The sequence below is a fragment of the Gillisia sp. Hel1_33_143 genome, from assembly GCF_900104765.1.
Taxonomy (GTDB): Bacteria; Bacteroidota; Bacteroidia; order Flavobacteriales; family Flavobacteriaceae; genus Gillisia.
On record NZ_LT629737.1, the window covers coordinates 974,753 to 999,223 of the forward strand.

Here is a 24,471-nt window from a genome sequence, read left to right on the forward strand (position 1 = left end):
AAAAGGCATTAGAAATAATGCCTTTTCTTATTTGATATGTAGAATGTTCTAATTAATCGTTCAATTTAAGAACAGCCATAAATGCCTCTTGAGGAATTTCAACATTCCCTACCTGTCTCATACGTTTTTTACCTTTTTTCTGCTTTTCTAGAAGCTTTCTTTTACGAGATATATCTCCTCCATAACATTTTGCTGTAACGTCTTTTCTCAAAGCTTTCACCGTTTCACGAGAAATGATCTTTGCTCCTATGGCAGCTTGTATTGGAATATCAAATTGTTGTCTTGGGATAAGCTCTTTCAACTTTTCACACATTTTCTTACCAATATCAAAAGCATTATCTACGTGCAGTAATGCAGATAGTGCATCTACCACACTTCCATTAAGAAGTACATCTACTTTAACCAGTTTAGAAGCACGCATTCCTATTGGAGAATAATCAAAAGAAGCATAGCCTTTAGAAACTGTTTTCAATCTATCATAAAAGTCAAAAACGATCTCTGCCAAAGGCATATCAAAATTAAGCTCTACTCGCTCTGGAGTAAGATAAGTTTGATTGGTGATCTGGCCACGTTTTTCTATACAAAGAGACATTACAGGACCAACAAAATCGGCTTTGGTAATGATACTCGCTTTAATATAAGGTTCTTCTACTCTATTTAAACTTGATGGTTCCGGAAGATCTGAAGGGTTATTAACCAGAATCATTTCATCTGGATGTTTATGCGTAAATGCATGGTATGAAACGTTAGGAACCGTAGTGATAACGGTCATATCAAACTCTCTTTCCAATCTTTCCTGAATGATCTCTAAGTGTAACATTCCTAAGAATCCACATCTAAAACCAAACCCTAAAGCAGCAGAGCTTTCTGGAGTAAATACCAAAGAAGCATCATTAAGCTGTAATTTTTCCATAGAAGATCTTAGATCTTCATATTCTTCTGTATCTACAGGATAGATTCCGGCAAAAACCATTGGTTTTACGTCCTCAAAACCTGCCACAGCTTCTGTAGTTGGATTTTTAGCATCTGTAATAGTATCACCAACTTTTACTTCTCTTGCATCTTTTATCCCAGTAATTAGATATCCAACATCTCCTGTTTTTATCTCTTGTCTTGGAAATTGTTTTAACCTTAGTGTACCAACTTCATCTGCGAAGTATGTTTTATCTGTAGCAACAAATTTAATGTTTTGCCCTTTTTTGATAGAACCATTAATAACTCTAAAATAGGTTTCTACTCCTCTAAAAGGATTGTAAACAGAATCAAAAACCAATGCTCTAAGAGGCGCATCCACTTTTCCGGTTGGTGGAGGAATGCGTTCTATAATAGCGGTAAGAATCTCCTCTATTCCTATACCTGTTTTAGCACTTGCAGGAATCACATCTGAAGGATCACATCCTAATAATTCAACAATATCATCTGTAACCACTTCTGGATTTGCACTTGGTAAATCTACTTTATTAAGCACAGGAATGATCTCTAGATCATTTTCTAATGCTAAATAGAGGTTAGAGATAGTTTGTGCCTGAATGCTCTGTGCTGCATCTACAATTAAAAGTGCACCTTCACAAGCTGCGATAGACCTGGAAACTTCGTAAGAGAAATCTACGTGTCCAGGAGTATCAATTAAGTTTAAAATATATTGTTCACCCTTAAAGGTGTATTCCATTTGAATAGCATGACTTTTTATTGTGATCCCACGCTCACGCTCAAGATCCATACTATCCAGTAATTGCTCTTGCTTTTCACGATCTGTTACCGTTCCGGTAAAATCGAGTAATCTATCTGCTAACGTACTTTTCCCGTGATCAATATGGGCAATAATACAAAAGTTACGTATGTTCTTCATGTGTCAATTTCAGAGTTGATCGAGCCTATTGTGACCCAACATATTAAAGTTTACAAATATAGGTTTTTTAATATGGTTTGTATAACTATTCTGCTTGGCTGTTGCGTAATTATAAATCCTGTATTAAATGTACTTAATAATCGCAATTTTGAGATTGCTATGATCCTAATCTGAAATAATTCGTAAAATTTCAGAAACACCTGACATAAAGAATATTATAAAAAATTGAATAATCTTTTAATAGGTTATAAAAAAAATTATAAAAGTATTTGGTTTTTTTAAAAAAAGACGTCTTCTTTGTAAGTGTAAAAGCTAAATATTAGCCATTTAACTAATTTTAGTTTTTTTATAAGATTTTTTTTCAGGTGAAATTCAAACGTTTTCGTGAGTTGAGCTTATCGATCTAACTATTTTTTAAATATTTGTGGAGTATCATTATCTATAATTTTTTTGGAAGTTAAGGTTTTGATCGAGTAACGTTTTAATCTTATACATTAGAAAACTTCTATGAAAAACCAATCAACTTTAGGCACACCACAAGTCAGTGCGAAATCTGAAACTAATCGTTCCATTCTTATCATTGGAGCACTCTTCTTTATCTTCGGATTTGTTACATGGCTAAATTCTGTACTAGTACCGTATTTGAAGATCGCCTGTGAACTTAATAACTTTCAATCCTACTTTGTTGTAAGTGCCTTCTATATCTCATATTTAGTAATGGCTCTGCCGTCTGCTAAGATCCTTAAACTTACAGGTTTTAAAAAAGGTATGTCTGTAGGATTACTAGTAATGGCAGTTGGGGCTTTAATTTTTGTTCCTGCAGCTTATACTAGAACCTATGGCTTATTTCTTTTGGGTCTTTTTGTGCTAGGAACCGGCTTAGCAATATTACAGACTGCTGCAAACCCTTACATTACTATTTTAGGCCCAATAGAAAGTGCTGCTAAGAGAATTAGTATTATGGGTATTTGCAATAAGATAGCAGGAACTCTAGCGCCTTTGGTGCTGGGAGCCATTGTTTTTAAAAATACCGAAACTTTAGTGGAAGAGTTAACTCTCATGAGCGTAGCAGAAAAGGCGCTTGTTTTGGATGAGCTTTCGGAAAGGGTAGTAGTACCATATCTTATTATGATGGGGGTTCTTATTTTACTGGCAGTTATGATCTATTTTTCTTCCTTACCAGAAGTAGATACAGATTCTGAAGATGAAGAATTGGCAAAAACCAATGTAAATAAAACCAGCATCTTTCAGTTTCCACATTTATTGCTAGGTACCCTTGCCATGTTCTTTTATGTAGGTGTGGAAGTGATAGCAGGAGATACCGTTATTAGTTATGCAGCTTCTCAGGGTATTCCGCTAATAGATGCTAAAGTCTTTACCTCGTATACTTTAGGAGCCATGATCATTGGATATATTATAGGTATATCTACAATCCCAAAATATATTTCTCAAGAAAAAGCCTTAAGAATTTCTGCTATTGTAGGGATTATCTTCGGGTTAGGGGCCATCTTTTCAGGTGGGTTTATATCAGTACTATTTATCTCATTATTAGGATTAGGAAATGCTATGGTGTGGCCGGCTATTTGGCCAATGTCTATTGCAGGCTTAGGTAGATTCACCAAAATTGGATCTTCATTTCTAATTATGGCTATTGCAGGTGGTGCTATTTTACCTCCTTTATATGGATACCTGGCAGATATTGTGAATCCTCAGAATGCCTATTGGATCGTAATTCCTTGTTATGCATTTATACTATTCTTTGCCAGTAAAGGATATAAGATAAGAAGTAACTGATCTAATTATTAAATATTGAATTAGAGTAGCAAAGTGCATGCTATACTTAGACAAAAATTAAGATGAATAAAAGAACCACAGAGCAAAGCTCACTATATAATGATCTGGAAAAGATGAATACGCGTCAGTTATTGACAAATATCAACAATGAAGATAAGAAGGTATCAGAAGCTATAGAAAAGGAGATTCCAAGTATAGAAAGATTGGTAGATGTTATAGTGGAAAAAATATCTAAACATAATGGGAGACTTTTTTATATAGGAGCAGGAACCAGTGGAAGGCTGGGGGTTTTAGATGCTTCAGAATGTCCTCCAACTTTTGGAGTTTCAGATAATGTAATTATAGGATTGATAGCCGGTGGAGATGTTGCCTTGCGAAAGGCGGTTGAAAATGCCGAAGACAATAATAATAAGGCTTGGGAAGACCTAAACGAATATAATATCAATAAAAACGATGTACTAATAGGTATAGCGGCCTCTGGTACTACACCCTATGTTATTGGAGGAATAGAAAGAGCCAGAGAAAACGGACTTATCACGGGATGTATAACCAATAATGCAGATTCTCCACTTGCCAATGCTTCAGAATTTCCAATAGAAGTAGTAGTAGGGCCGGAGTTTGTAACGGGTAGCACCAGAATGAAATCTGGTACAGCACAAAAATTGGTGCTGAATATGATCTCTACTTCAGTAATGATAAAATTAGGAAGGGTAAAAGGAAATAAAATGGTAGACATGCAACTATCTAATGCCAAATTAGTAGACCGCGGTATTAAGATGATCATGGAAGAGTTGGATGTAGATAAAGAGAAAGCTTCAGAATTATTAAAAGAATATAAAAATGTACGCTCGGCTATACACAATCATAGGGGGTAGTTTGCTAAATATAAGATAGTTAAGAAGTTAAATAGAAACCAACAACGTTTATTAAATACATTCAAATTATGGAAAAACGATTACTCTTAATTTTACTCTGCTTCATTGGCATGCAATCTTTTGCCCAGGAGCGTAGGGTTACAGGAACAGTAAAAGATGGTAACGGTTTACCTGTTGCAGGAGCATCTGTTTACATAAAGGATACAAATAATGGAGCCGTTACAGACATGGATGGAAATTTTGCTTTGAACGCTCCAGATAATATGGAAGCTATTCTGGTAATTTCGTCTTTAGGTTTTGATACTCAGGAAATCAAGCTACAAAATAAGTCCACATTTAATATTCAATTAAGCGAAAATTTAGAAGGATTAGATGAAGTTGTAGTAACCGCTTTAGGAATAAAGAGGGAGAAAAAAGCGCTTGGTTATGCCGTTACAGAAGTTAAAGGGGATGTAATTGCAGAAACACAGCGTGAAAATTTTGTAAATGGTCTGGCAGGAAGAGTTGCTGGGGTAGAAGTAAATAGTACTTCAGGACTTCCTGGCTCTTCATCTTCTATAGTAATTAGGGGAATAAGTTCCTTAAGTGGTAGTAACCAACCATTATTTGTAGTAGATGGACTTCCAATTAGTAACAATACTACTTCCACTGCAGTATTTGCATCTTCTGTTACTGGTAATGCTTTTGATAACAGAGGGGTAGATTTTACAAATAGAGCGGCAGATATCAATCCTGAAGATATAGAATCTGTTACGATATTAAAAGGTCCTGAAGCTGCAGCATTATACGGTATAGAGGCTGCATCTGGAGCTATTGTAATTACTACTAAACGAGGTAAAGCCGGAAAAACTCGTATAGACTATAGCAACAGTTTTAGAATAGATAGAATTATAGAGTATCCAGAAATTCAGCAAACTTATGATAGAGGTTCTAATGGATATACTAATGAAGGGAATGAAGAATTATATTATTTTGGAGAACCTTATCCTGAAGGCACTAAATTCTATGATAATGTTAAGGACTTCTTCCAAGAAGCTTTCACTCAAAGACACAACATCTCATTTTCTGGTGGAAGTGAAAAGACTCAATATAGAATTTCTGCTTCTCACACAGATGCAGAAGGTTTTGTTCCAACCACCGGCTTAGAAAAATTAAATATTTCTTCTGCAATTACAGCAGAGTTCAATGACTATCTTTCTGCAGATGTAACGTTTGATTATACCAGATCAGATAATGATCAAACCTTTAGAGGTTCTGGTGGCCCATTATTAGATTTGCTGCTTTGGCCTTCTACAGATGATGCTAGTAACTATCTTACTCCAGGTGGTGATAGAAGAGACTATGCAGACTATTCTAACGCGGTAGAGAATCCATATTTCAATGTTAACAAAAATATCTTCAACTCATTAACAGATAGATATAAGTTAAATACTCAACTTACAGCTACTCCTCTAAGCTGGCTAAAATTTGTAGGTCAGATAGGGGTAGATTATTTTACTACGAATAATACAATTGTAAGACATCCAGAATCTAATACGGGTAAAGATTTTAATGGAATATTTGATCAGGCTTTAGTAACAACTAGAAATTTAACTTTTCAATATTATACACAGATCACTCCTCCAAAACTTTTTGATGATAAGATTACAACAGATATAAAAATTGGTAGTGCGGTTTATGATTATAACACATTTAGTGCTGCAGCAGGCGGGCAGGATTTTCAAGCTCCAGATTTATGGTCTATAAATAATACAGACCTATCTACTCATAGAGCTTTTAACAATTTAACAGAACGTAGATTGGTTGGCGCATTTGCAAGTTTAAATGCTAGTTATGATAATATGCTCTTTCTAACATTAACTGGAAGAAATGACTGGAGCTCAACGCTGCCTAAAAAGAATAACTCCTTCTTTTATCCATCTGCAGGATTGAGTTTTATATTTACAGAACTTGATGCTTTTAAAGGATTTAAAAATGTACTTACCTATGGTAAATTAAGAGCTTCTGTAGCCGAAGTTGGAAAAGATGCGAGACCTTATAGCATACGTCCTTTTTATACTAATGCTTTAACTACAGGTGGAGGTTTTCGATATGGGTTTACCGGACCAAGTTTAGATCTAAAGCCAGAGATTACAACTTCTTACGAATATGGTCTTGAACTTAAATTCTTTAAAAACAGATTGGGTATAGATGCTACCTATTTTAATAAGACCTCTAAAGATCAAATCGTTCAAAATCTAAGACTTAGTTATGCTACAGGATTTGTACTTATGACGTTTAATGCCGGTGAGATTCAAAATGAAGGTATTGAACTTCAATTAAATGCTACCCCAGTTCAAACCGAAAACTTCTCTTGGGATATCTTAGCTAACTATACTAAGAACTGGAGTGAATTGGTGAGTTTACCTGGTGATGTATCAGAATTCTATAATTCAGATACCTGGTTGTATGGAAATGTGCGTCTAGGATCTAGAGTAGGTGGTTCACTTACTACATTTACAGGGTATGATTTCGAAAGAAATGACGATGGGGAAGTATTAATTAATCCTTCTAACGGGTTACCAATTCTAGATACAAGCGAATGGATTGTTGTTGGAGATAGAAATCCAGACTTTTCAGTTGGACTTACCAATACCCTAAGATATAAGAACTTCTCTCTTAATTTCTTATTAGATTTTAGAGTAGGTGGAGATGTCTACAACGCTACAGAGCATTACCTAACAACAAGAGGATTAAGTAAGAGAACTTTAGATAGAGAAACCCCAAGAATTGTTTCTGGTGTGCTTAAGGATGGAAATGAGAACGTTAACCCAACAGAAAATAATATTCCTATAGATCTATATCGTAACTCTAGTTACTGGAGTAGTATATATCCACATCAAAGCTTTATAGAAAAGGATATAAACTGGGTGCGCTTAAGAGATGTAACTTTTAGTTATAATTTCTCTTCAGACATTTTAAGTAGCACTAAATTTTTAAGAACTGCTAGTGTTTTTGTTACAGGTACAGATCTGTTCTTGTTAACTAATTATTCAGGATTAGATCCAGTTGCAAGTGGAAACTCTGCTGCAGTAGGAGGCGCAGGTGGAGCAGGAATAGACTATGGTAATTTCCCATTACCAAGAGGATTGAATATAGGAATGAGAGTTGGATTTTAAATAAAGAGCGATGAAAAAAATTATATACACATGTTTAATGATTGCCGGAACACTTACTTTTTCCGGCTGTGAGGATTATATAGATGTAAATACCAACCCTAACGGTCCGGATGCACTTTTACAGCCAGAATTATTCTTGCCGCAAATTCAGTCTGAACTAGCAGTTGCAGTTCAATGGGATGGTAGATTTACAGGTTTTTATACCCAAAATTGGGCATATTCTTCTGGAGAATCTTATTCTTTGAATTTGCACAACAACCCATTGTCAGATTCTTATGCCCAATTATGGAGAGCTGTTTATTGGAGTATGGGTTACAATCTATCTGATATGATAGAAAGTGGGATGAATAGTGAGAAATATGATTTCGTTGGAGTAGGCTATATTTTAAGAGCTTACGGTTGGCAAATGTTAACAGATTATCATGGACCTGTAATAGTAACTGAAGCATTCAATTCAAGTCAACGTGTTTTCAATTATGATGAGCAGGAAGTGGTTTATGAGGAAATACAAAGATTGTTAGCCTTAGGAATAGAAAATCTAGAAAGAACAGATGGTTTAAGTCCGCAAGATTCTGGTCTAAGCGAAGCAGATCTAATCTATAACGGAGATAGAGATAAATGGAAAAGATTTGCTTATGGTTTACTTGCAATAAATGCTCACAGATTAACTAATAAAAGTTCTTATAATGCAGATGAGGTTATTGGATATGTAGATCAGGCATTGGCAGGGAATCAAGATGATGCTACAATTCGTTTTGAGGGAACTGTAAGCTCTAATACTAATTTCTTTGGACCACTTAGAGGAAATATTGGTAGATACCGTCAAACCAAATTTATGGTAGGACTTTTAGACGGAACGAATCCAGAATTAACAGATCCAGACCTTATAGGTGCAGATCCATTATTGGAAGATTCAGAAGAACATTTAAAAGATCCAAGAATTACAGCAATGATGGCGCCATCTCCAGATGGTAAATATAGAGGGATATCTCCAGTGGTAGGTATTAATGAATGGTCTCCAGAAGAATCTGATTTAGTTCCAAAGAACTTTTGGAATGAGGAAGGTTATACGGGCACATCTCCATCTCCTCAAATATATTTCTTTAATAACGATGCTAGATTTCCTTTGATGACTTATGCAGAACTTCAGTTTATTAAGTCTGAGGCTGCTTTTATCTCTGGGAATAAAGATGTAGCATTAAATGCGTATAAAAAGGGGGTAAGTTCTCATATGGATTTTGCAAGACAATATGCTCCAGACCCCTCAATTTTTGATACTAGGCGTGAAATTTACCTTAGTAGTGAAGAACTATATCCATCTTCTGCGGGAGAGCTAACATTATCTAAGATCATGTTACAAAAATACATAGCTACTTGGGGATGGGGATTCTTCGAAACCTGGTCTGATATGAGAAGGTACCATTATGATATGGATACAGCAGAACCTGTTTACAAAGGTTTTGAACTTCCAGACCCATTATACATAACCAATAATGAGAACCCTGCCTACCGTGCAAGACCTAGATTCAATTCAGAATATATGTGGAACAAAGAGGCTTTAGAAGTACTTGGTGCTTTTGAAGAAGACTATCACACCTACGAAACTTGGTTTAGTAAACCAGAATAATTCAAAAATTATGATAAAGACATTCAATAAATTATTGTTATTTTTCACAGTAAGTTTATTTTTTACTTCTTGTGATGAAAATGCTATTCCTGAGCTTACAGAGCCAGTATCTAATAATGCTACGTATTTAAAATTCTTTTTTCATGTAGAGGATGCACCCAGCCTAAATATATATTTTGATGATCAAAAAGTAAGTGCGGTGAGTTCTTCAAATACAGATGAAGAGAAGGGTAATTCCTACGGATCTGTATTTCCTTCTAATGCTTATGCTTTAATTCCTTCAGGTAATTTTAGTGTGAATGCAAAAGATTTAGATGGAAATATCGTAGCCTCTACAAATGCTTCCTTTGCAGATGATAAAAACTATTCTGCATACCTTGTTGGAACTACAGATAGCTATGAGATCTTTGTAATGGAGGATAACCTTCCTCCTTTAGATAGAGTAAAAATATACTGGAGATTTGTAAATACAATGGCAAATATGCCATTTGCTGTAGATGTTTTTGCAATTAAAGATGCTATTGTGGCCACAGAAGATTCTCCTGCGCAAGATACTCAGATAATAAGTTTAGGAAGCGGGTTAGGCTTTAAGCAAGCCGGAGATTATAAAGAACTAGAATCAGGTAACTATACATTTAAAGTATTTGAAGCTGGAACAGAATACGATGTGGAAACATCAGAACCTTATATTCAAAATACAGTGAATGTGGGTAGTAAGGGAAGAGTTTATTCTACTCAAATTAGAGGAACGTATACTGAAAATCCAAGCTCAAAAAATATAGATTACTGGAGAGAGCGCTAATTGATATTTGATAATTAATAAAAGAAAGAGACACGAATTGTGGCTCTTTCTTTTTTAAAAGTAATTCACGATTTGTTGAATTTAAATTTTAAAATTTGTTTCATACTTATCAATTAATTTATGTCGTTAAAAATTAGATCCATTTTGTTGATATTGCTGTGTGCAGTAACACTTAACTCCTGTAAAACACCTAAACCTGTTGTTTCAAAACCTAGGCCTCCAAAAAAGGAGTTACCTCAAAGAGTTGAGAAGCCAACACTACCTTCTACAAAGATTCCTAAACCGGTTGAAATTGAAGAGAAGGTTCCACCAGTTCAAATATTTAAAAGTAGTCCCTATGTGATGCGCGAATTTCGTGCAGCCTGGATTGCTACAGTGGCAAATATTAACTGGCCTAGTAGATCTGGTTTGTCTACAAAGCAACAGCAAGAAGAGGCTATAAAATTATTAGACTTTCTTAAAGATCATAATTATAACGCAGTGATCTTTCAAGCCAGACCGCAGGCAGATGCTTTATACCAAAGTGATTTAGAGCCATGGTCTTATTTTCTATCTGGAGAAGTTGGAAAAGCTCCAGACCCATATTATGATCCTTTAGATTTTTGGATCAAGTCTGCACATGAGAGAGGAATGGAATTACATGTTTGGTTAAATCCATATCGTGCACATCATTCTACAGGAGGACCGATAGCACCAAAATCTATGGTGAAAATGCATCCAGAATTTATGGTGAGCTTAAAAAATGGAATGTGGTGGATGGATCCATCTAAACAAGCAACGCAAGATCATTCTGCAGCCGTGGTTATGGATATAGTTAAGAGATATGATGTAGACGGAATTCATTTTGATGATTATTTCTATCCGTATGCTTCCTACAATAAAGGTGCAGATTTTCCAGATTCAGAAGTATATCAAGCATATATAAAATCTGGAGGAAAGCTATCTAAGCCAGACTGGCGTAGAGAAGGTGTAAATAATTTTGTGGAACGTATCTATAAAGAAATTAAGGCAGAAAAACCTCAGGTTAAATTTGGGATTAGTCCGTTTGGGATCTGGAGACCGGGCTACCCAAAATCAATTTCTGGGATGGACCAGTACAACGAGTTGTATGCAGATGCTAAATTGTGGCTAAATAAAGGGTGGTTAGATTATTTTACACCTCAGCTATATTGGAAGATCAATCAGACCGCTCAAAGTTTCCCTGTTTTATTAGGATGGTGGGAAGGTGAGAATTCTCAAGATCGCCATTTATGGCCTGGAATTAATTTAGATTTTGGGGGAGATGCCGCTAATGTTGATGAAACTATCAATCAGATTATGTTAACTAGAGGAATGATAGCAGAAAGTAAAGGTACCGTGCATTGGAGTATCGCTCCGTTGTTGAAATATCCCAATCTCTCAAAAGCCTTGGTAGACGGACCGTATAAAAAACAAGCCCTTGTACCTGCAAGTCCGTGGTTGGATGAAGTATTACCAGAAGCCCCTACAGTTTCAGCAAAAATTGAAGGAAATAGCGTGAAGATCTCCTGGTCTCATTCTGCAATTACAGATGTATCAAACTGGGTGGTCTTCTATAAATATGGAAATAATTGGGATTATAAGATCTTGGACAGAACTGAAAATGCTACAGATTTCACTCATTATTTAAAGGAAAAGGAGAAAAAAGATCCGTTGACTTTTATAGGGGTTACTGCCGTAGATAGAACCGGAAATCAGAGCACTTTCAATGAAATTAAAATTGAAGCTAAATAGTTAAGAAAATTTAATAAGTATGACTCCATTACTGGTTTTTAGTGTGATCGCCGCCTATTTTGTCCTATTGTTAGTAATAAGTCACTTTACCTCGCAAAAGGCAGATAATACTACGTTTTTTACAGCCAACAGAAGATCTCCTTGGTTTTTAGTAGCCTACGGAATGGTTGGTGCTTCTCTTTCTGGAGTCACCTTTATCTCGGTTCCTGGAGAAGTTGGAAATTCTAATTGGACGTATCTACAATTTGTAATGGGAAATATGGTGGGTTATGCCGTAATTGCATTTGTATTGATCCCGCTTTTTTATCGACTTCAACTAGTTTCTATTTATGAATACCTAAGAGATAGGTTTGGGAAGAATTCCTATCTAGCAGGCGCTTCCTTCTTTTTGATCTCTCAAACCATTGGAGCTTCCTTTAGACTATTCTTGGCAGCAGTAGTACTACAGATTGCGTTTTTTGATGCCTTCGGAATTCCTTTTTTCGTGACGGTGCTTACTACCATTTTACTTATTTGGATCTATACATTTAGAGGAGGAATTAAAACCATTGTTTGGACAGATACACTTCAAACCACGTTTTTACTAGCGGCGGTAGTGATTAGTATCATTATGATCATTAATCATATGAATTTGAATTTTGGAGAAGTGACTAGCCTGGTGTCAAAAAGTAAGATGTCTACCATATTTGATTGGGATTGGAGATCTAATCGCAATTTCTTTAAAACCTTCTTAGCCGGAATCTTTATTACCATCGCTATGAATGGATTGGATCAAAATGTAATGCAGAAAAACCTGACATGTAAGAGTAAGGGAGATGCTCAAAAGAACATTTTTTGGTTCTCCATCGTTTTCTTTTTTTCCACTATGTTGTTCTTAGCGTTAGGAGTATTGTTGTATCAATACGCCATAGATCAGAATATCTCGATTCCAGAAAGAACAGATGATCTATACCCATTATTGGCATTAAATTATTTTGGAACTTTTGCCGGTATTGTATTTTTATTAGGAATTATTGCAGCAGCATTTTCAAGTGCAGATTCAGCATTAACAGCGCTTACAACTTCTTTTTGTGTAGATATTTTAGATCTTTCCAAACGAAAGAGCAATCAAAAGAAAACACGATTTTTAGTACACATAGGCTTCTCTTTACTGATGTTCTTTGTGATCATCATTTTTAATGCATTAAATGATACCAGCGTGGTAAGTGCCGTTTTTAAAGTGGCAGGATTCACCTATGGACCTTTATTGGGTTTATTTGCATTCGGATTATTAACAAAGCGTGGAGTAAAAGATAAATGGGTGCCCTTAGTGTGCATTCTCTCTCCAATGCTATCTTTTATTCTAGATCAAAATTCTGCAAGCTGGTTTTATGGTTATAAATTCGGATTTGAAATATTATTGGTAAATGCTGCCATAACATGTTTAGGCCTAGCATTTTTATATAAAAGACAACCTGGATTTCTATAATAGAATAATGAAAATGAACTCATGAAAATTGAATTTTACACTTTTAATTTAGCGCTTAAAAATACTTTTACCATTACTCACGGATCCAGAGATTTTCAGGAAACACTGATTGTGGCTTTAACCGATGGAGACTTTACCGGGTATGGGGAAGCAGCTGCAACCGTTTATTATGGGGTTTCTACCAAAGCGATGATAGCTTCTATAAAATCTGTAGAAAATATCATTTCAGAAAACATCCATTTAAAACCAGAAGAACTTTGGGAACTCACATTTCCGCATTTAAAAGAAAACCCTTTTGCACAATGCGCGCTAGATATTGCAATGCACGATCTTCATGGAAAACGAAATAAACTTCCATTATATAAAATGTGGGGTTTAAGTCTTGACAATATTCCGCTTACCAATTATACCATCGGAATAGATTCTGTTGAAAAAATGACAGAGAAGATCAAAGAATTTCCGTGGCCATTATATAAAATCAAATTAGGAACTGAGGATGATGTGCAAATCATTAAAGAACTTAGAAAACATACAGATTCTGTATTTAGGGTAGATGCAAACGGCGCTTGGACGGCAGAGCAAACCATCAAAAACTCTAAGCTACTAAAAGATCTAAATGTGGAATTTTTGGAGCAACCCTTGAATCCGAAAGACCTGGATGGAATGGGGGAAGTTCACAAGAATTCTGTATTGCCTATTATAGCAGATGAAAGTTGTATTGTTGAAGCCGATGTGGCAAAATGTAAAGATTACTTTCATGGCGTTAATATTAAACTTACCAAATGTGCAGGGCTTACACCGGCAAGAAGAATGATCGCGGAAGCCAAGCGTTTAAATATGAAAGTGATGGTGGGTTGTATGACCGAATCTACTGTGGGAATTTCAGCAATTGCTCAATTATTACCTTTGTTAGATTATGTAGATATGGATGGCGCACTTTTATTAAAATCTGATATTGCAGACGGAGTAAAAGTATATGATAAAAAAGTGCATTTTCCGAAGCGAAATGGAACGGGAGCTAAATTATTGATTTCAGGATAAAGTACGAGATCTCAAGGATTTAGTTTCATATTCTTAAATTAAATTTGCATCTAAATGTCAGGTTGAGCGGAGTCGAAACCTAATTTCTAAATAAGTATTTTTATAAAATCAATAACTAATTGATTAATATTTTAAAATTATATGAACGTGTTTAAAAAGATCAATTTATTAGCCTTAGTTGGGCTTTTAACATTTGCTTCTTGTAATAAGAAAGCAGAAGAAAAAGAAGACAATAAAGCGCAAGCTTATATTAAAGATGTAAAACAGGAATACGCTCCAGATAAAAGGGTGGCATTATTTGATGTAGAAGCAACGCAAGCTAACGATGCTTATATTCTTAAAGGGGAATCTAATTTGCCGGATGCTGTAAGTGTATTAAAAGAAAAATTAAATGCTGAAGGAATTTCTTTTACAGATAGCATTCAATTGCTTCCTACCACCGATTTAGAAGGAAAGACCAACGGACTTATAAAAATTTCTGTAGCCAACCTTAGAGGTGAAGGAAAACATTCCGCAGAACTTGTTACCCAAGCAACTATGGGAACTCCTGTGAAAATATTGAAAAATAATGAGGGTTGGTCGTTAATTCAAACTCCAGACGGTTATATTTCTTGGGTAGACTACGGGGGAGTAATTGGATTAACAGATGCTGAATTTGAAGATTGGAAAGCAGCAGATAAGATCATCTATCTAAATCCTTATGGAAAATCTTTTGAAAAGGCAGACTTAAAAAGTCAGCCGGTTTCAGATTTGGTTGCTGGAGACATTTTAGAGGTTCTAAGCGACCAAAACGGATTTTATGAGGTGAAGTATCCTGATGGCCAAAAAGCCTTTGTAGATAAGGTAGAAGCTATGGGATATTCAGACTGGGTAGCTTCAGTAGATCAATCTGGAGAAGATCTGGTAGCTACGGCTAAAAAGTTGATGGGATTGCCTTATTTATGGGGTGGAACTTCGCCTAAAGGAGTTGACTGTAGCGGATTCACTAAAACTGTTTATTTCTTGAATGGTATGGTGATACCAAGAGACGCTTCACAACAAGTGCACACCGGAAAACTAATAGATTCTACTAAGAATTTTGAAAATCTTGTTCCCGGAGATCTTTTATTCTTCGGAAGAAAGGCAACAGATTCTACCGGTGAAAGAATTATACATGTTGGAATGTGGATTGGAGATCAAAAATTCATTCATTCTATGGGGAATGTACACATTAGTACTATGGATACCACCAGTGCAGATTTTGATGAATACAATTACAACCGATATTTAAGAACAAAACGTATCAATAATCAGGAAGGAAAAGGATTGCTATACCTAGCTAAAAAAGATATTTTCATGGCTAAGAAAGATTCTACATCGGTAAAAGAATAACCTTTAAAATGTTATAAATAAAAAGCTCCTCTACATCTAGAGGAGCTTTTTTTATGCTGAAAAAGATACTTTATAGATACTTCTTATATAGATTATTAAGCACCTTCAAATCATGATTTGTTAAAGTAGAATTTACTTCAGTCTGAATAAAATGAAGTTTAAAGGCCTTGATTGCTGCCGGCATATCGCTTACATCATATCCAATAATCTTTATAGCGATCTTAGGAGTAACATCTAATAATGGAGCAGCTTTTGGCGCTTTTGCATTTGCAACAATTACAGAATCATTTACTTCGGTCTTGATCTCCTGAGGGATTTCTGTGGTTAGCGTATTGCCTTTATCTAAAGTCTTAATTTCCTCTTCCGGGATTTCATCATACCATAATCCGTATCCTTCTTTTGCTAATTCTTTCCACGGAAAAGTTTTATTCGGATCTTGTTTTCTGGTTGGAGCGATATCAGAATGGCCAATAAAATTAGCTGTCGGGATCTTATATTTCGCTTTAAGATCTTTCAATAATTCCAGTAGGCTTTGAATTTGTAATGGTGAAAATTCGTCACTTCCATTATTGTCTAATTCAATTCCTATAGAAGATGAATTTAGATCGGTATTAGAACCCCACTTTCCGGCACCACCATGCCATGCACGATAAAGATCATTCAGCATATGATAGATCTCTCCATCCTCTCCAATTACATAATGCGCACTAACTTGAGTTCTCTCTAACGTGAAGGTTTTTAAAGTTTGCCCTACCGAATCTTGCGCGGTATGATGAATAACCACAATATTTGGTTTTCTAAGGTTGAAATTGGTAGTACCTACCCAATCTTCCGCATACTTTAAACTACTTGCAGTTCCAGGATTTGGCGGAGGTAAAACTTCTAACTCTTTTGTGAGTTCTTTGGTGTGTTTTTTATGATCTCGGTTAGTTGAAGCATACGGATTGCTGGCACATGAAACCATCATGTAAGCTGCAGCAACTATCGTGAATGCTGAATTTATTCTTTTCATTTACAGTTTAATATTAAAATTTCCAGCGGACAAAAGCTTCCATTGCTTCATAATCTGCCATTCCTAATTTGTGATAATTAATTGCGGTTTCTCCGTTTCTTTCCTGAGCACGAACCCAAAATTCTCGTTCATCGTCACCCGGAAAAACAGGATGATCTTTTTGAGACTGGTGCTGAAAAATGGCTTTTCTTTTACGATCGACTTCTTGAGGAGAAAGTGGTACTGCCATTTCTATTTCATGCGTTTCAAATTCTAACCATGCACCTCTGTACATCCAAAGCCAACAATCTTTTGTCCAAGCTTCGGTTTTTCTAAGTCGGTTCATGGCCTCGATGATAATTCTGAAGCAAACAATATGAGTTCCATGCGGATCTGCAAAATCGCCTGCCGCAAAGATCTGATGAGGTTTTATCTTCTGTAAAAGCTCCATGGTCAACAAAACATCTTTTTCTGTAACCGGATTTTTCACCGTTTTTCCCGTTTCGTAAAACGGTAAGGCCATAAAATGAATGTTCTTATCTGCTAACCCGGCAAATCGGGCTCCGGCAAAAGCTTCAGATTTTCTTATAAAACCTTTTACTTCTCTAATCTCTGGCAAGTCGATCTCATTAGGTTGTTTCGATTTTAAGAAACTTCGCATCTCTTCATAAATAGCTTCCAGTCTTTTGGTATCATCGCCCATACTTTTATTAAAGTCGATAGCAAATTCAACATATCTTAAGACATCGGTATCCCATACAGCGGTATTTCCAGAAGTTTGATAAGCTACATGTACATCATGACCTTGATCTACCAATCTTATAAAGGTTCCGCCCATAGAGATCACATCGTCATCTGGATGAGGAGAGAAAATGATTGATCTTTTATGTGCCGGTTCCGATCTTTCCGGGCGTTGAGTTTCATCTGCATTGGGTTTTCCACCCGGCCAGCCTGTAATGCTGTGTTGAAGATTATTAAATACTTCAATATTGATGTTGTAGGCAGGACCTTTTTCGGTGGCTAATTGTGCCATCCCGTTATTGTTGTAATCTTCGTCGGTAAGTTTTAAGATAGGTTTTCCAATTTCTGAAGATAACCAGATCACCGCTTTTTTAATTTGCTGATCGTCCCATAAACAATCTTTCACCAACCATGGCGTGTTGAATCTTGTTAATTCTGAAGCCGCTTCAGTATCTAAAATAAACTCCACTTTATCTGAATGTTGCAGGTAGGTTGCAGGTACATTTCCTGAAATTTCTCCTTCTACAGCCTTTTTAATAATACTGGCTTTTTTCTTGCTCCAAGCCATTAAAATGATCTCTCTGGCTTTGAAAATAGTACCAATTCCCATGGTAATGGCTTTTGTAGGTACATTTTCTTTACCGCCAAAATCTCTTGAGGCATCTCTTCTGGTAAGATCGTCTAAAGTAACCAGTCTCGTTCCGGAATTGGGAGCAGATCCAGGTTCATTAAAACCAATATGTCCTGTTCTACCAATTCCTAAAATTTGAAGATCAAGGCCTCCTAATTCTTCGATTTTATTTTCATAATCCAGACAAAAAGCAGCAATATCTTCTTTCTTTAAAGTACCATCAGGAATATGAATATTCTCTTTTAAAATATCGATATGATCAAAAAGATTTTCGTTCATGAACGTTACATAGCTTTGTGGCGCTGTAGGTTGCATGGGAAAATATTCATCTAGATTGAAAGTGATCACATTCTTAAAACTTAAACCTTCTTCCTTGTGCATTCTAACCAATTCCTGATAAACCTCCACTGGAGTAGCTCCGGTAGCAAGACCTAACACTGTAGGAATACCCTCCTTTTGCTTTTTAATGATAAGGTTGGAAATTCTTTTAGCAACACTTTTAGATGCTAAATGTTCATCTGGAAAAACACTTACCGGTAATTTTTCATACCGTGTTTCTTCAAGGAGATTTAGTCTGGCCATAATAAAGTTTTACAATAAGGTTGTTGATTATATGTAACTTATTTAGTTAAGTTGCGCTTTGGCTACAGCTATCTGTTGTTTAAAGATATGATCCATAATGGCTACGGTGGCACCTAACAAACTTGAGTTCTTTCCTAGTTTGGAAAGCTCAATTTCGGTGCGTTCTTTTAGCTGGATCATACAATAAGTATTTATAGATTGCTGTATTGGAGTTGTTATAAACTGTTTAGCTTCGGCTATTTTACCTTCCAGGATAATAAGTTCCGGGTTAAAGATCTGTATTAGAATAGCTATTCCTTTTCCTAGACTTATACCAATATCAGAAAGCACATTAATTGCAAATTGATCTCCGCGATTGGCAGCTTCAATAATAATAGAGGGTTCTAAATTTTCGAGTTCATTGCTAACCAAATCTTTTAAAATAGAATGTTGTCCAGCCTCAATTCCATCTTTAGCTTTTTTCACCAATGCAATTCCGGAGGCCACGGTTTCTAAGCACCCTCTTTTCCCGCAATGGCATAACGCTCCGTCTTCTACTAAAGGAATATGACCGAATTCTCCTGCAAAGCCTGAAGACCCCATGTGCAGTTTCCCACCCATAATAATACCAAGACCAATTCCCCAGTCCATAGATAGTACCAGAACATTATTCTTGTTCTTGGCGAGTCCAAATCTAAATTCTGCCAAACATGCACTTTTAGCATCGTTTAATATAACTACAGGCTTATTAAATTTTTTCTCAAACTCTGCTTGGAGATTTTGTGGCTGATGATCTTTTAGAAAATAAGTAAAATTGGTTCCGTTTTCTGAAGATACCAGTCCGGGCATACTAATTCCTATACCCATCAACTTATCAGAATTAATATTAGATTCTGCTATGAGTTCTGTGGCATGCTCATGCAAAATGTTCACAATATCAAAATCTTTAGAAATTATGGTACGTACGTTCTTTTCAAATAATATTTGGTGAGTATTATCCAGTATAGCTAATTGTATTTGGAACCGTTCAATATGGATGCTCAACACAAAAAAAGTGTTCTCCTTTAATCCAAATAGATCTGGTTTTCTCCCACCTACAGATTCACCTCTTCCTTGTTTAGCTACAATTCCATCTGCAACCAACTGATTTAATAAAGACATGGAGGTAGGCAGACTTACATTAAAAGTGCTACAAATATCTGCGTTAGTATTGGCTCCGTTAAAATAAAGATGCTTAATAATCCTTATTTTTTGAAGATATTTTTTCCTCTCTACGTTACTCAATCCCGGTGGTGGAGAATGGTTGATAAAAAATTCCTGCAATTCTTTAGACATACATAAAATTTAAATTTGAAATTAATTTGTCATTAAGATTAGTCCTTTTTTGACAGATAGGAAGGAATAATATTTTTTAAAATTAGATAAAATATTATTTTCAAAAAAGACTTTATTAATTTTTTTATGAAAGATCGATTATTTATTTAAAATTTATATTTTTAAGCATTGGTTTTAAAAACAATCTTAAAATCGATCGTAATTTACTGGCTCAATATAAGTAAACATTGAGTTCTTAAAGCATTGGAGATTAAAAAATCTATTTCTCCTTCTAATTTTAACTTATGTTAATGATGCAATGGTAAACGGAGTTCAAAGATATTTTGCACTAGATGTATTAAGAGGTCTAACCATTGCCTTAATGATCTTGGTTAATAATCCTGGTAGCTGGTCTAATATATATGCTCCTTTTAAACATGCTGTCTGGCATGGTTTTACAATTACAGATCTGATATTTCCAACCTTCTTATTTGTGGTAGGTAATGCTATGAGTTTTAGCTTAAGAAAGAACAAATACATTTCTAACAAAGTATTTCTGAAGAAGATCTTAAAGCGGAGTTTCCTAATATTTTTTATAGGCCTTTCTTTAAATGCGTTTCCTTTTATTATAAGAAATGAGTTTGGTGAAATTGTTTTAAAAGACTTCTCAGAAATACGCATTATGGGAGTGCTGCAGAGAATTGCAATTTGTTATTTGATTGCGGGCTTATTGCTCCATTTCATCAAAACTCAGGCAAGTCTAATTATTAGCATCAATATCTTACTATTTTATTGGTGGGTATTATATAGGTTTGGCAATGCATTAGATCCATTCGGACTTCAGGGAAATGCAGCCTTAAAATTTGATCTTTTGATCTTCCAACCGGAAAATTTATGGAAAGGGTTTGGAATAAGGTTTGACCCTGAAGGCTTGTTAAGTACCTTGCCAGCAGTGGTAAATGTAATTGCAGGTTATGTGGCAGGAGTTTTTATACAGACTTCTGGAAATAAACTCACTACGGTATGGAAACTAGCACTTGGGGGATTAGTATTATTAATTGTATCGTTGTTTTGGGATAATTATTTTCCTATAAATAAAGCGTTATGGACCAGCTCTTTTGTGCTTTATTCTATTGGTTGGGACTTATTGATTATTGCAGTTCTTATAATAATATTAGAGCTGTGGCATTTTAAAAAGTGGGCCAAAATTTTTATAGCATTCGGAAGAAATCCTCTTTTCATTTTTGTGCTATCTGGTATTTTTTCTGAGTTATTGAGTATTGTTTGGATACATGGAGCTGCTTTGAAAATTTGGATCTATACTAATGCTTTTTTAAGCTGGCTTACCAAATACAATGCTTCCCTAGCTTTTGCCGTTAGTTTTATGTTGCTAATGTGGTGCATTGGTTATATTATGGACAGAAAGAAGATCTATATAAAAGTTTAAATTCTGTAAACCTCTGGTTTGCTTATAATCATCTATTATTTTAATATGAAATTATTCCAATTTTACACCTTATTACTTTTAACTCTTTGCATAGGGCTGAATTCTTTTGCTCAGGAAGCTAAAGTTAGAACTCCAGAATTTGTTCAATTTAAACACAGTGTCTGGGTAGATTCTATAATGAAAACTTTAACTCCAGATGATCGTATTGCTCAGATGTTAATGGTAGCAGCCTATTCAAATAGGGGTACGGAGCATAAAGAAGAAATTCTAAAACTCATTAAAGAACAAAAGATTGGTGGAGTTATCTTTTTTCAAGGCGGTCCGGTAAGGCAAGTAGCGTTGATGAATGAATATCAAGCAGCCTCGAAAGTTCCTTTAATAGGAGCTATTGATGCAGAATGGGGATTAGGAATGCGGTTAGATAGTACCATTAGTTACCCCTTCCAGATGCCTATGGGTGCTATGAAAAATGATACACTTATCTATAAAATGGGAACCCAGATAGCCGAGCAAATTAAAAGGGTTGGGTTGCACATCAACTTTGCTCCAGATGTAGATGTTAATAACAATCCCGATAATCCAGTGATTAATTACAGGTCTTTTGGAGAGAACAAATATAAAGTAGCAGAAAAAGGGATTGCTTATATGAACGGACTTCAAGATTCGGGAGTCTTAGCTACAGCAAAGCATTTTCCGGGACATGGAGATACGGCTACAGATTCGCATTACGCTCTTCCGCAGATAAATCATAACAGAACACGCTTAGATACTCTAGAACTTTACCCTTTCCGCGAAATTGTAAACGCGGGAATTGGGGGAGTTATGGTAGCGCATTTAGATATTCCGGTTTTAGATTCTACGGGAGTTCCTTCCACCTTATCTAAACCTATAATTTCAGGATTATTGAAACAGGAATTGAATTTTGGCGGATTGATAGTTACAGATGCCATGAATATGAAAGGAGTAACTACCGGACATGAACCTGGAATAGTAGATAAAGATGCGGTTTTGGCAGGGAATGATCTTTTAGAATTTACTGAAGATATCCCTATGGCAATTTCAGAAATTAGAAAAGCAATCAATCAGGGTTTAATAACTCAAAAACAAATTGATGAAAGATGTAGAAAGATCCTGGCGGTGAAACAATGGGTTGGACTGAATAAATATCAACCAATTTCAACAGAAAACATTATTGAAGATCTTGATAAGCCGGAATATCATTTATTAAACAGGCAGCTTACGGAGGCTAGCTTAACGATTCTTAAAAATAATAAAGATCTATTGCCACTTAAAAGGTTAGATACTCTAAAGATTGCTGCTATTTCTATAGGTAAAGAAGAGCGTTCTAAATTTCAGGAAACCTTAGGGTTATATACAAATATCACCAATTTTAATATTTCAAGAGATGCCACTTCAGAAGATATTTCAGCAATAGAGAAGGAGTTAGAAAATTTTAATTTAATTATTGCTGCTGTGCATGATCATAGCAAATTCCCTAGAAATGGTTTTGATCTTTCCGAAGAAGGAAAACAGTTTATTAGTAAAATTTCTTCAGAAGAAAATGTGATCATGACATTTTTTAAGAATCCTTATGTAATTAATGATATTGATCTAATTGAAAAATCTTCTGCTTTAATTTTAGGGTATCAGGATACTGATAATTCTGAGGATCTGGCGGCACAATTAATTTTTGGTGGGATAGGAGCAAATGGGAGATTACCGGTAAGTATTGGAGACAAATTTAAAGAAGGGGATGGATTGGATGTTGAAGGCAGAATTCGATTTAAATATACGCTGCCGGAAGATGCAGGAATGGATTCTCAAATTCTATATAAAAAAATAGATTCTTTAATGCAAGAGTCTATAGATGCTAAAGCGATTCCTGGAGGTCAGATCTTAGTAGCAAAAGGAATGAAGGTGGTAATGCACAAAGCTTATGGCTATCATGAATATAGCGATACTATTAAAGTTAAAATTTCTGACATCTATGATCTTGCTTCGGTTACCAAAGTTTCTTCTGCTTTAGCGGCATTGATGAAATTAAAAGATGAAGGTAAGTTTGATCTAAATGCAGGAATAGATGCGTATTTACCATATTTCAAAAATTCTAATAAAGCAGGAATTCCGTTTAGACAGATCTTAGCACACCAAGCTGGTTTTAAGCCTTGGATTCCTTACTGGAAAAATACGCTTAGAAAGAATGGAAGTTACAAATGGAATACGTTTAAGAAAGATTCTTCTAAAAGATATCCTATAAAAGTTTCAGAAAATATGTGGCTATTTAAAGATTATAGAGATAAGATATACAGAGAGATCAAGAATTCGCCATTAGAGAAAGACCGTAAGTATCTATATTCCGGATTGGCATTTTATCTGTTGCCGGGAATTGTGGAGAATATTACCAAAGAAGATTATATAGATTATTTAAATGAGCATTTTTATGCTCCTCTTGGTGCAACAACTTTAACCTATAAGCCATCAGATAAATTTTCTGGAGATAGAATTGTTCCTACAGAGCATGATTATTTATTCAGAAACAAACCAATACATGGGAGTGTGCATGATGAAGGCGCTATTATGATGGGAGGAGTCTCTGCAAATGCCGGATTATTTGCCAACGCTAATGATCTTGCTAAACTATTGCAGATGTATCTGAATGGAGGAAATTATGGAGGAGTTCAATATATTTCCACAGAAACCTTAAAAGAATTTACCAGTTATCAATTCCCGGAAAATGATAACCGCAGAGGCTTAGGATTTGATAAGCCGAGTTTGGGAGATAGAAAACCAGATGGCAATGCAGCATTAAGTGCTAGTAAGGAGAGTTATGGGCATACCGGCTTTACCGGAATTATGGTATGGATGGATCCAAAAACAGATCTGCTCTACCTATTTCTTTCTAATAGAGTTTTGCCAAGCAGAGAAAACACCAGACTTTACCAAATGAATACCAGAACTAAGATCCAGCAGGTACTTTATGATGCTATAAATATTAATTAGCTAATAAGTGTAACCGTTTTAAAACTCCTGCCTTGAGCGGGAGTTTTTA

The 24,471-nt window shown here is 35.4% G+C and carries 15 protein-coding genes; 11 read left to right on the plus strand and 4 right to left on the minus strand.

Translation table 11 applies throughout. From position 1 onward, the window contains the following. Nucleotides 1–52 precede the first annotated feature (52 nt). Nucleotides 53–1,849 carry a translation elongation factor 4 gene (gene lepA, locus BLT84_RS04320; protein WP_034887132.1) on the minus strand — a complete coding sequence of 599 codons (1,797 nt, stop codon included), beginning with the start codon at nt 1,847–1,849 and terminating at the stop codon, nt 53–55. A 507-nt stretch (nt 1,850–2,356) separates the two neighbouring features. On the opposite strand from lepA, the gene BLT84_RS04325 reads away from it, so the two are divergent. The 9 genes from BLT84_RS04325 (at nt 2,357) to BLT84_RS04365 (ending at nt 15,737) form a co-directional block, all read left to right on the plus strand. Beyond that, nucleotides 2,357–3,643 carry a sugar MFS transporter gene (locus BLT84_RS04325; RefSeq protein ID WP_091263135.1) on the plus strand — a complete coding sequence of 429 codons (1,287 nt, stop codon included), beginning with the start codon at nt 2,357–2,359 and terminating at the stop codon, nt 3,641–3,643. Between the two features lie 62 nt (nt 3,644–3,705). Further along, the gene (gene murQ / locus BLT84_RS04330) at nt 3,706–4,518 is read left to right on the plus strand and encodes an N-acetylmuramic acid 6-phosphate etherase (RefSeq protein ID WP_091263138.1); all 813 of its coding nucleotides are present in this window, start codon (nt 3,706–3,708) and stop codon (nt 4,516–4,518) included. A 68-nt stretch (nt 4,519–4,586) separates the two neighbouring features. Further along, nucleotides 4,587–7,676 carry a SusC/RagA family TonB-linked outer membrane protein gene (locus BLT84_RS04335; RefSeq protein WP_034887126.1) on the plus strand — a complete coding sequence of 1,030 codons (3,090 nt, stop codon included), beginning with the start codon at nt 4,587–4,589 and terminating at the stop codon, nt 7,674–7,676. A gap of 10 nt (nt 7,677–7,686) precedes the next feature. Then, nucleotides 7,687–9,303 (plus strand): SusD/RagB family nutrient-binding outer membrane lipoprotein, encoded by a 1,617-nt coding sequence (locus tag BLT84_RS04340; protein ID WP_091263140.1) that lies wholly within the window; start codon nt 7,687–7,689, stop codon nt 9,301–9,303. A gap of 10 nt (nt 9,304–9,313) precedes the next feature. Next, the gene (locus tag BLT84_RS04345; RefSeq protein WP_034887122.1) at nt 9,314–10,105 is read left to right on the plus strand and encodes a DUF4397 domain-containing protein; all 792 of its coding nucleotides are present in this window, start codon (nt 9,314–9,316) and stop codon (nt 10,103–10,105) included. 120 nt (nt 10,106–10,225) lie between these two features. Next, nucleotides 10,226–11,857, plus strand: a complete 1,632-nt coding sequence (locus BLT84_RS04350; protein ID WP_091263142.1) for a glycoside hydrolase family 10 protein — start codon at nt 10,226–10,228, stop codon at nt 11,855–11,857. Between the two features lie 19 nt (nt 11,858–11,876). Next, nucleotides 11,877–13,325, plus strand: coding sequence for a sodium:solute symporter (locus BLT84_RS04355; RefSeq protein ID WP_091263146.1), 1,449 nt, complete (start codon nt 11,877–11,879; stop codon nt 13,323–13,325). A 21-nt stretch (nt 13,326–13,346) separates the two neighbouring features. Continuing rightward, a complete protein-coding gene (locus BLT84_RS04360) occupies nt 13,347–14,366 on the plus strand; it encodes a dipeptide epimerase (RefSeq protein WP_091263148.1) in 1,020 nt (339 codons plus the stop codon). Nucleotides 14,367–14,507: 141 nt separating this feature from the next. Beyond that, nucleotides 14,508–15,737, plus strand: coding sequence for an NlpC/P60 family protein (locus BLT84_RS04365; RefSeq protein WP_091263150.1), 1,230 nt, complete (start codon nt 14,508–14,510; stop codon nt 15,735–15,737). Nucleotides 15,738–15,807: 70 nt separating this feature from the next. Here BLT84_RS04365 and BLT84_RS04370 read toward each other — a convergent pair whose 3' ends face one another. From BLT84_RS04370 to BLT84_RS04380, 3 genes are read right to left on the minus strand one after another with little or no spacing between them, the layout of a single operon-like run. Further along, a complete protein-coding gene (locus tag BLT84_RS04370) occupies nt 15,808–16,749 on the minus strand; it encodes an N-acetylmuramoyl-L-alanine amidase (protein WP_231929481.1) in 942 nt (313 codons plus the stop codon). Nucleotides 16,750–16,762: 13 nt separating this feature from the next. After that, entirely contained in the window at nt 16,763–18,682 is a 1,920-nt protein-coding gene (gene nagB / locus BLT84_RS04375; protein WP_091263152.1) for a glucosamine-6-phosphate deaminase, read from the minus strand. Nucleotides 18,683–18,724: 42 nt separating this feature from the next. After that, nucleotides 18,725–19,996, minus strand: a complete 1,272-nt coding sequence (locus tag BLT84_RS04380; RefSeq protein ID WP_051931037.1) for an ROK family protein — start codon at nt 19,994–19,996, stop codon at nt 18,725–18,727. Between the two features lie 298 nt (nt 19,997–20,294). Between BLT84_RS04380 and BLT84_RS04385 the strand changes: the two genes are divergently transcribed. Together BLT84_RS04385 and BLT84_RS04390 are read left to right on the plus strand one after the other, a co-directional pair. Next, nucleotides 20,295–21,422, plus strand: coding sequence for an acyltransferase family protein (locus BLT84_RS04385; RefSeq protein ID WP_091263153.1), 1,128 nt, complete (start codon nt 20,295–20,297; stop codon nt 21,420–21,422). A 45-nt stretch (nt 21,423–21,467) separates the two neighbouring features. Further along, nucleotides 21,468–24,422 carry a glycoside hydrolase family 3 N-terminal domain-containing protein gene (locus tag BLT84_RS04390; RefSeq protein WP_091263154.1) on the plus strand — a complete coding sequence of 985 codons (2,955 nt, stop codon included), beginning with the start codon at nt 21,468–21,470 and terminating at the stop codon, nt 24,420–24,422. Nucleotides 24,423–24,471 lie beyond the last annotated feature (49 nt).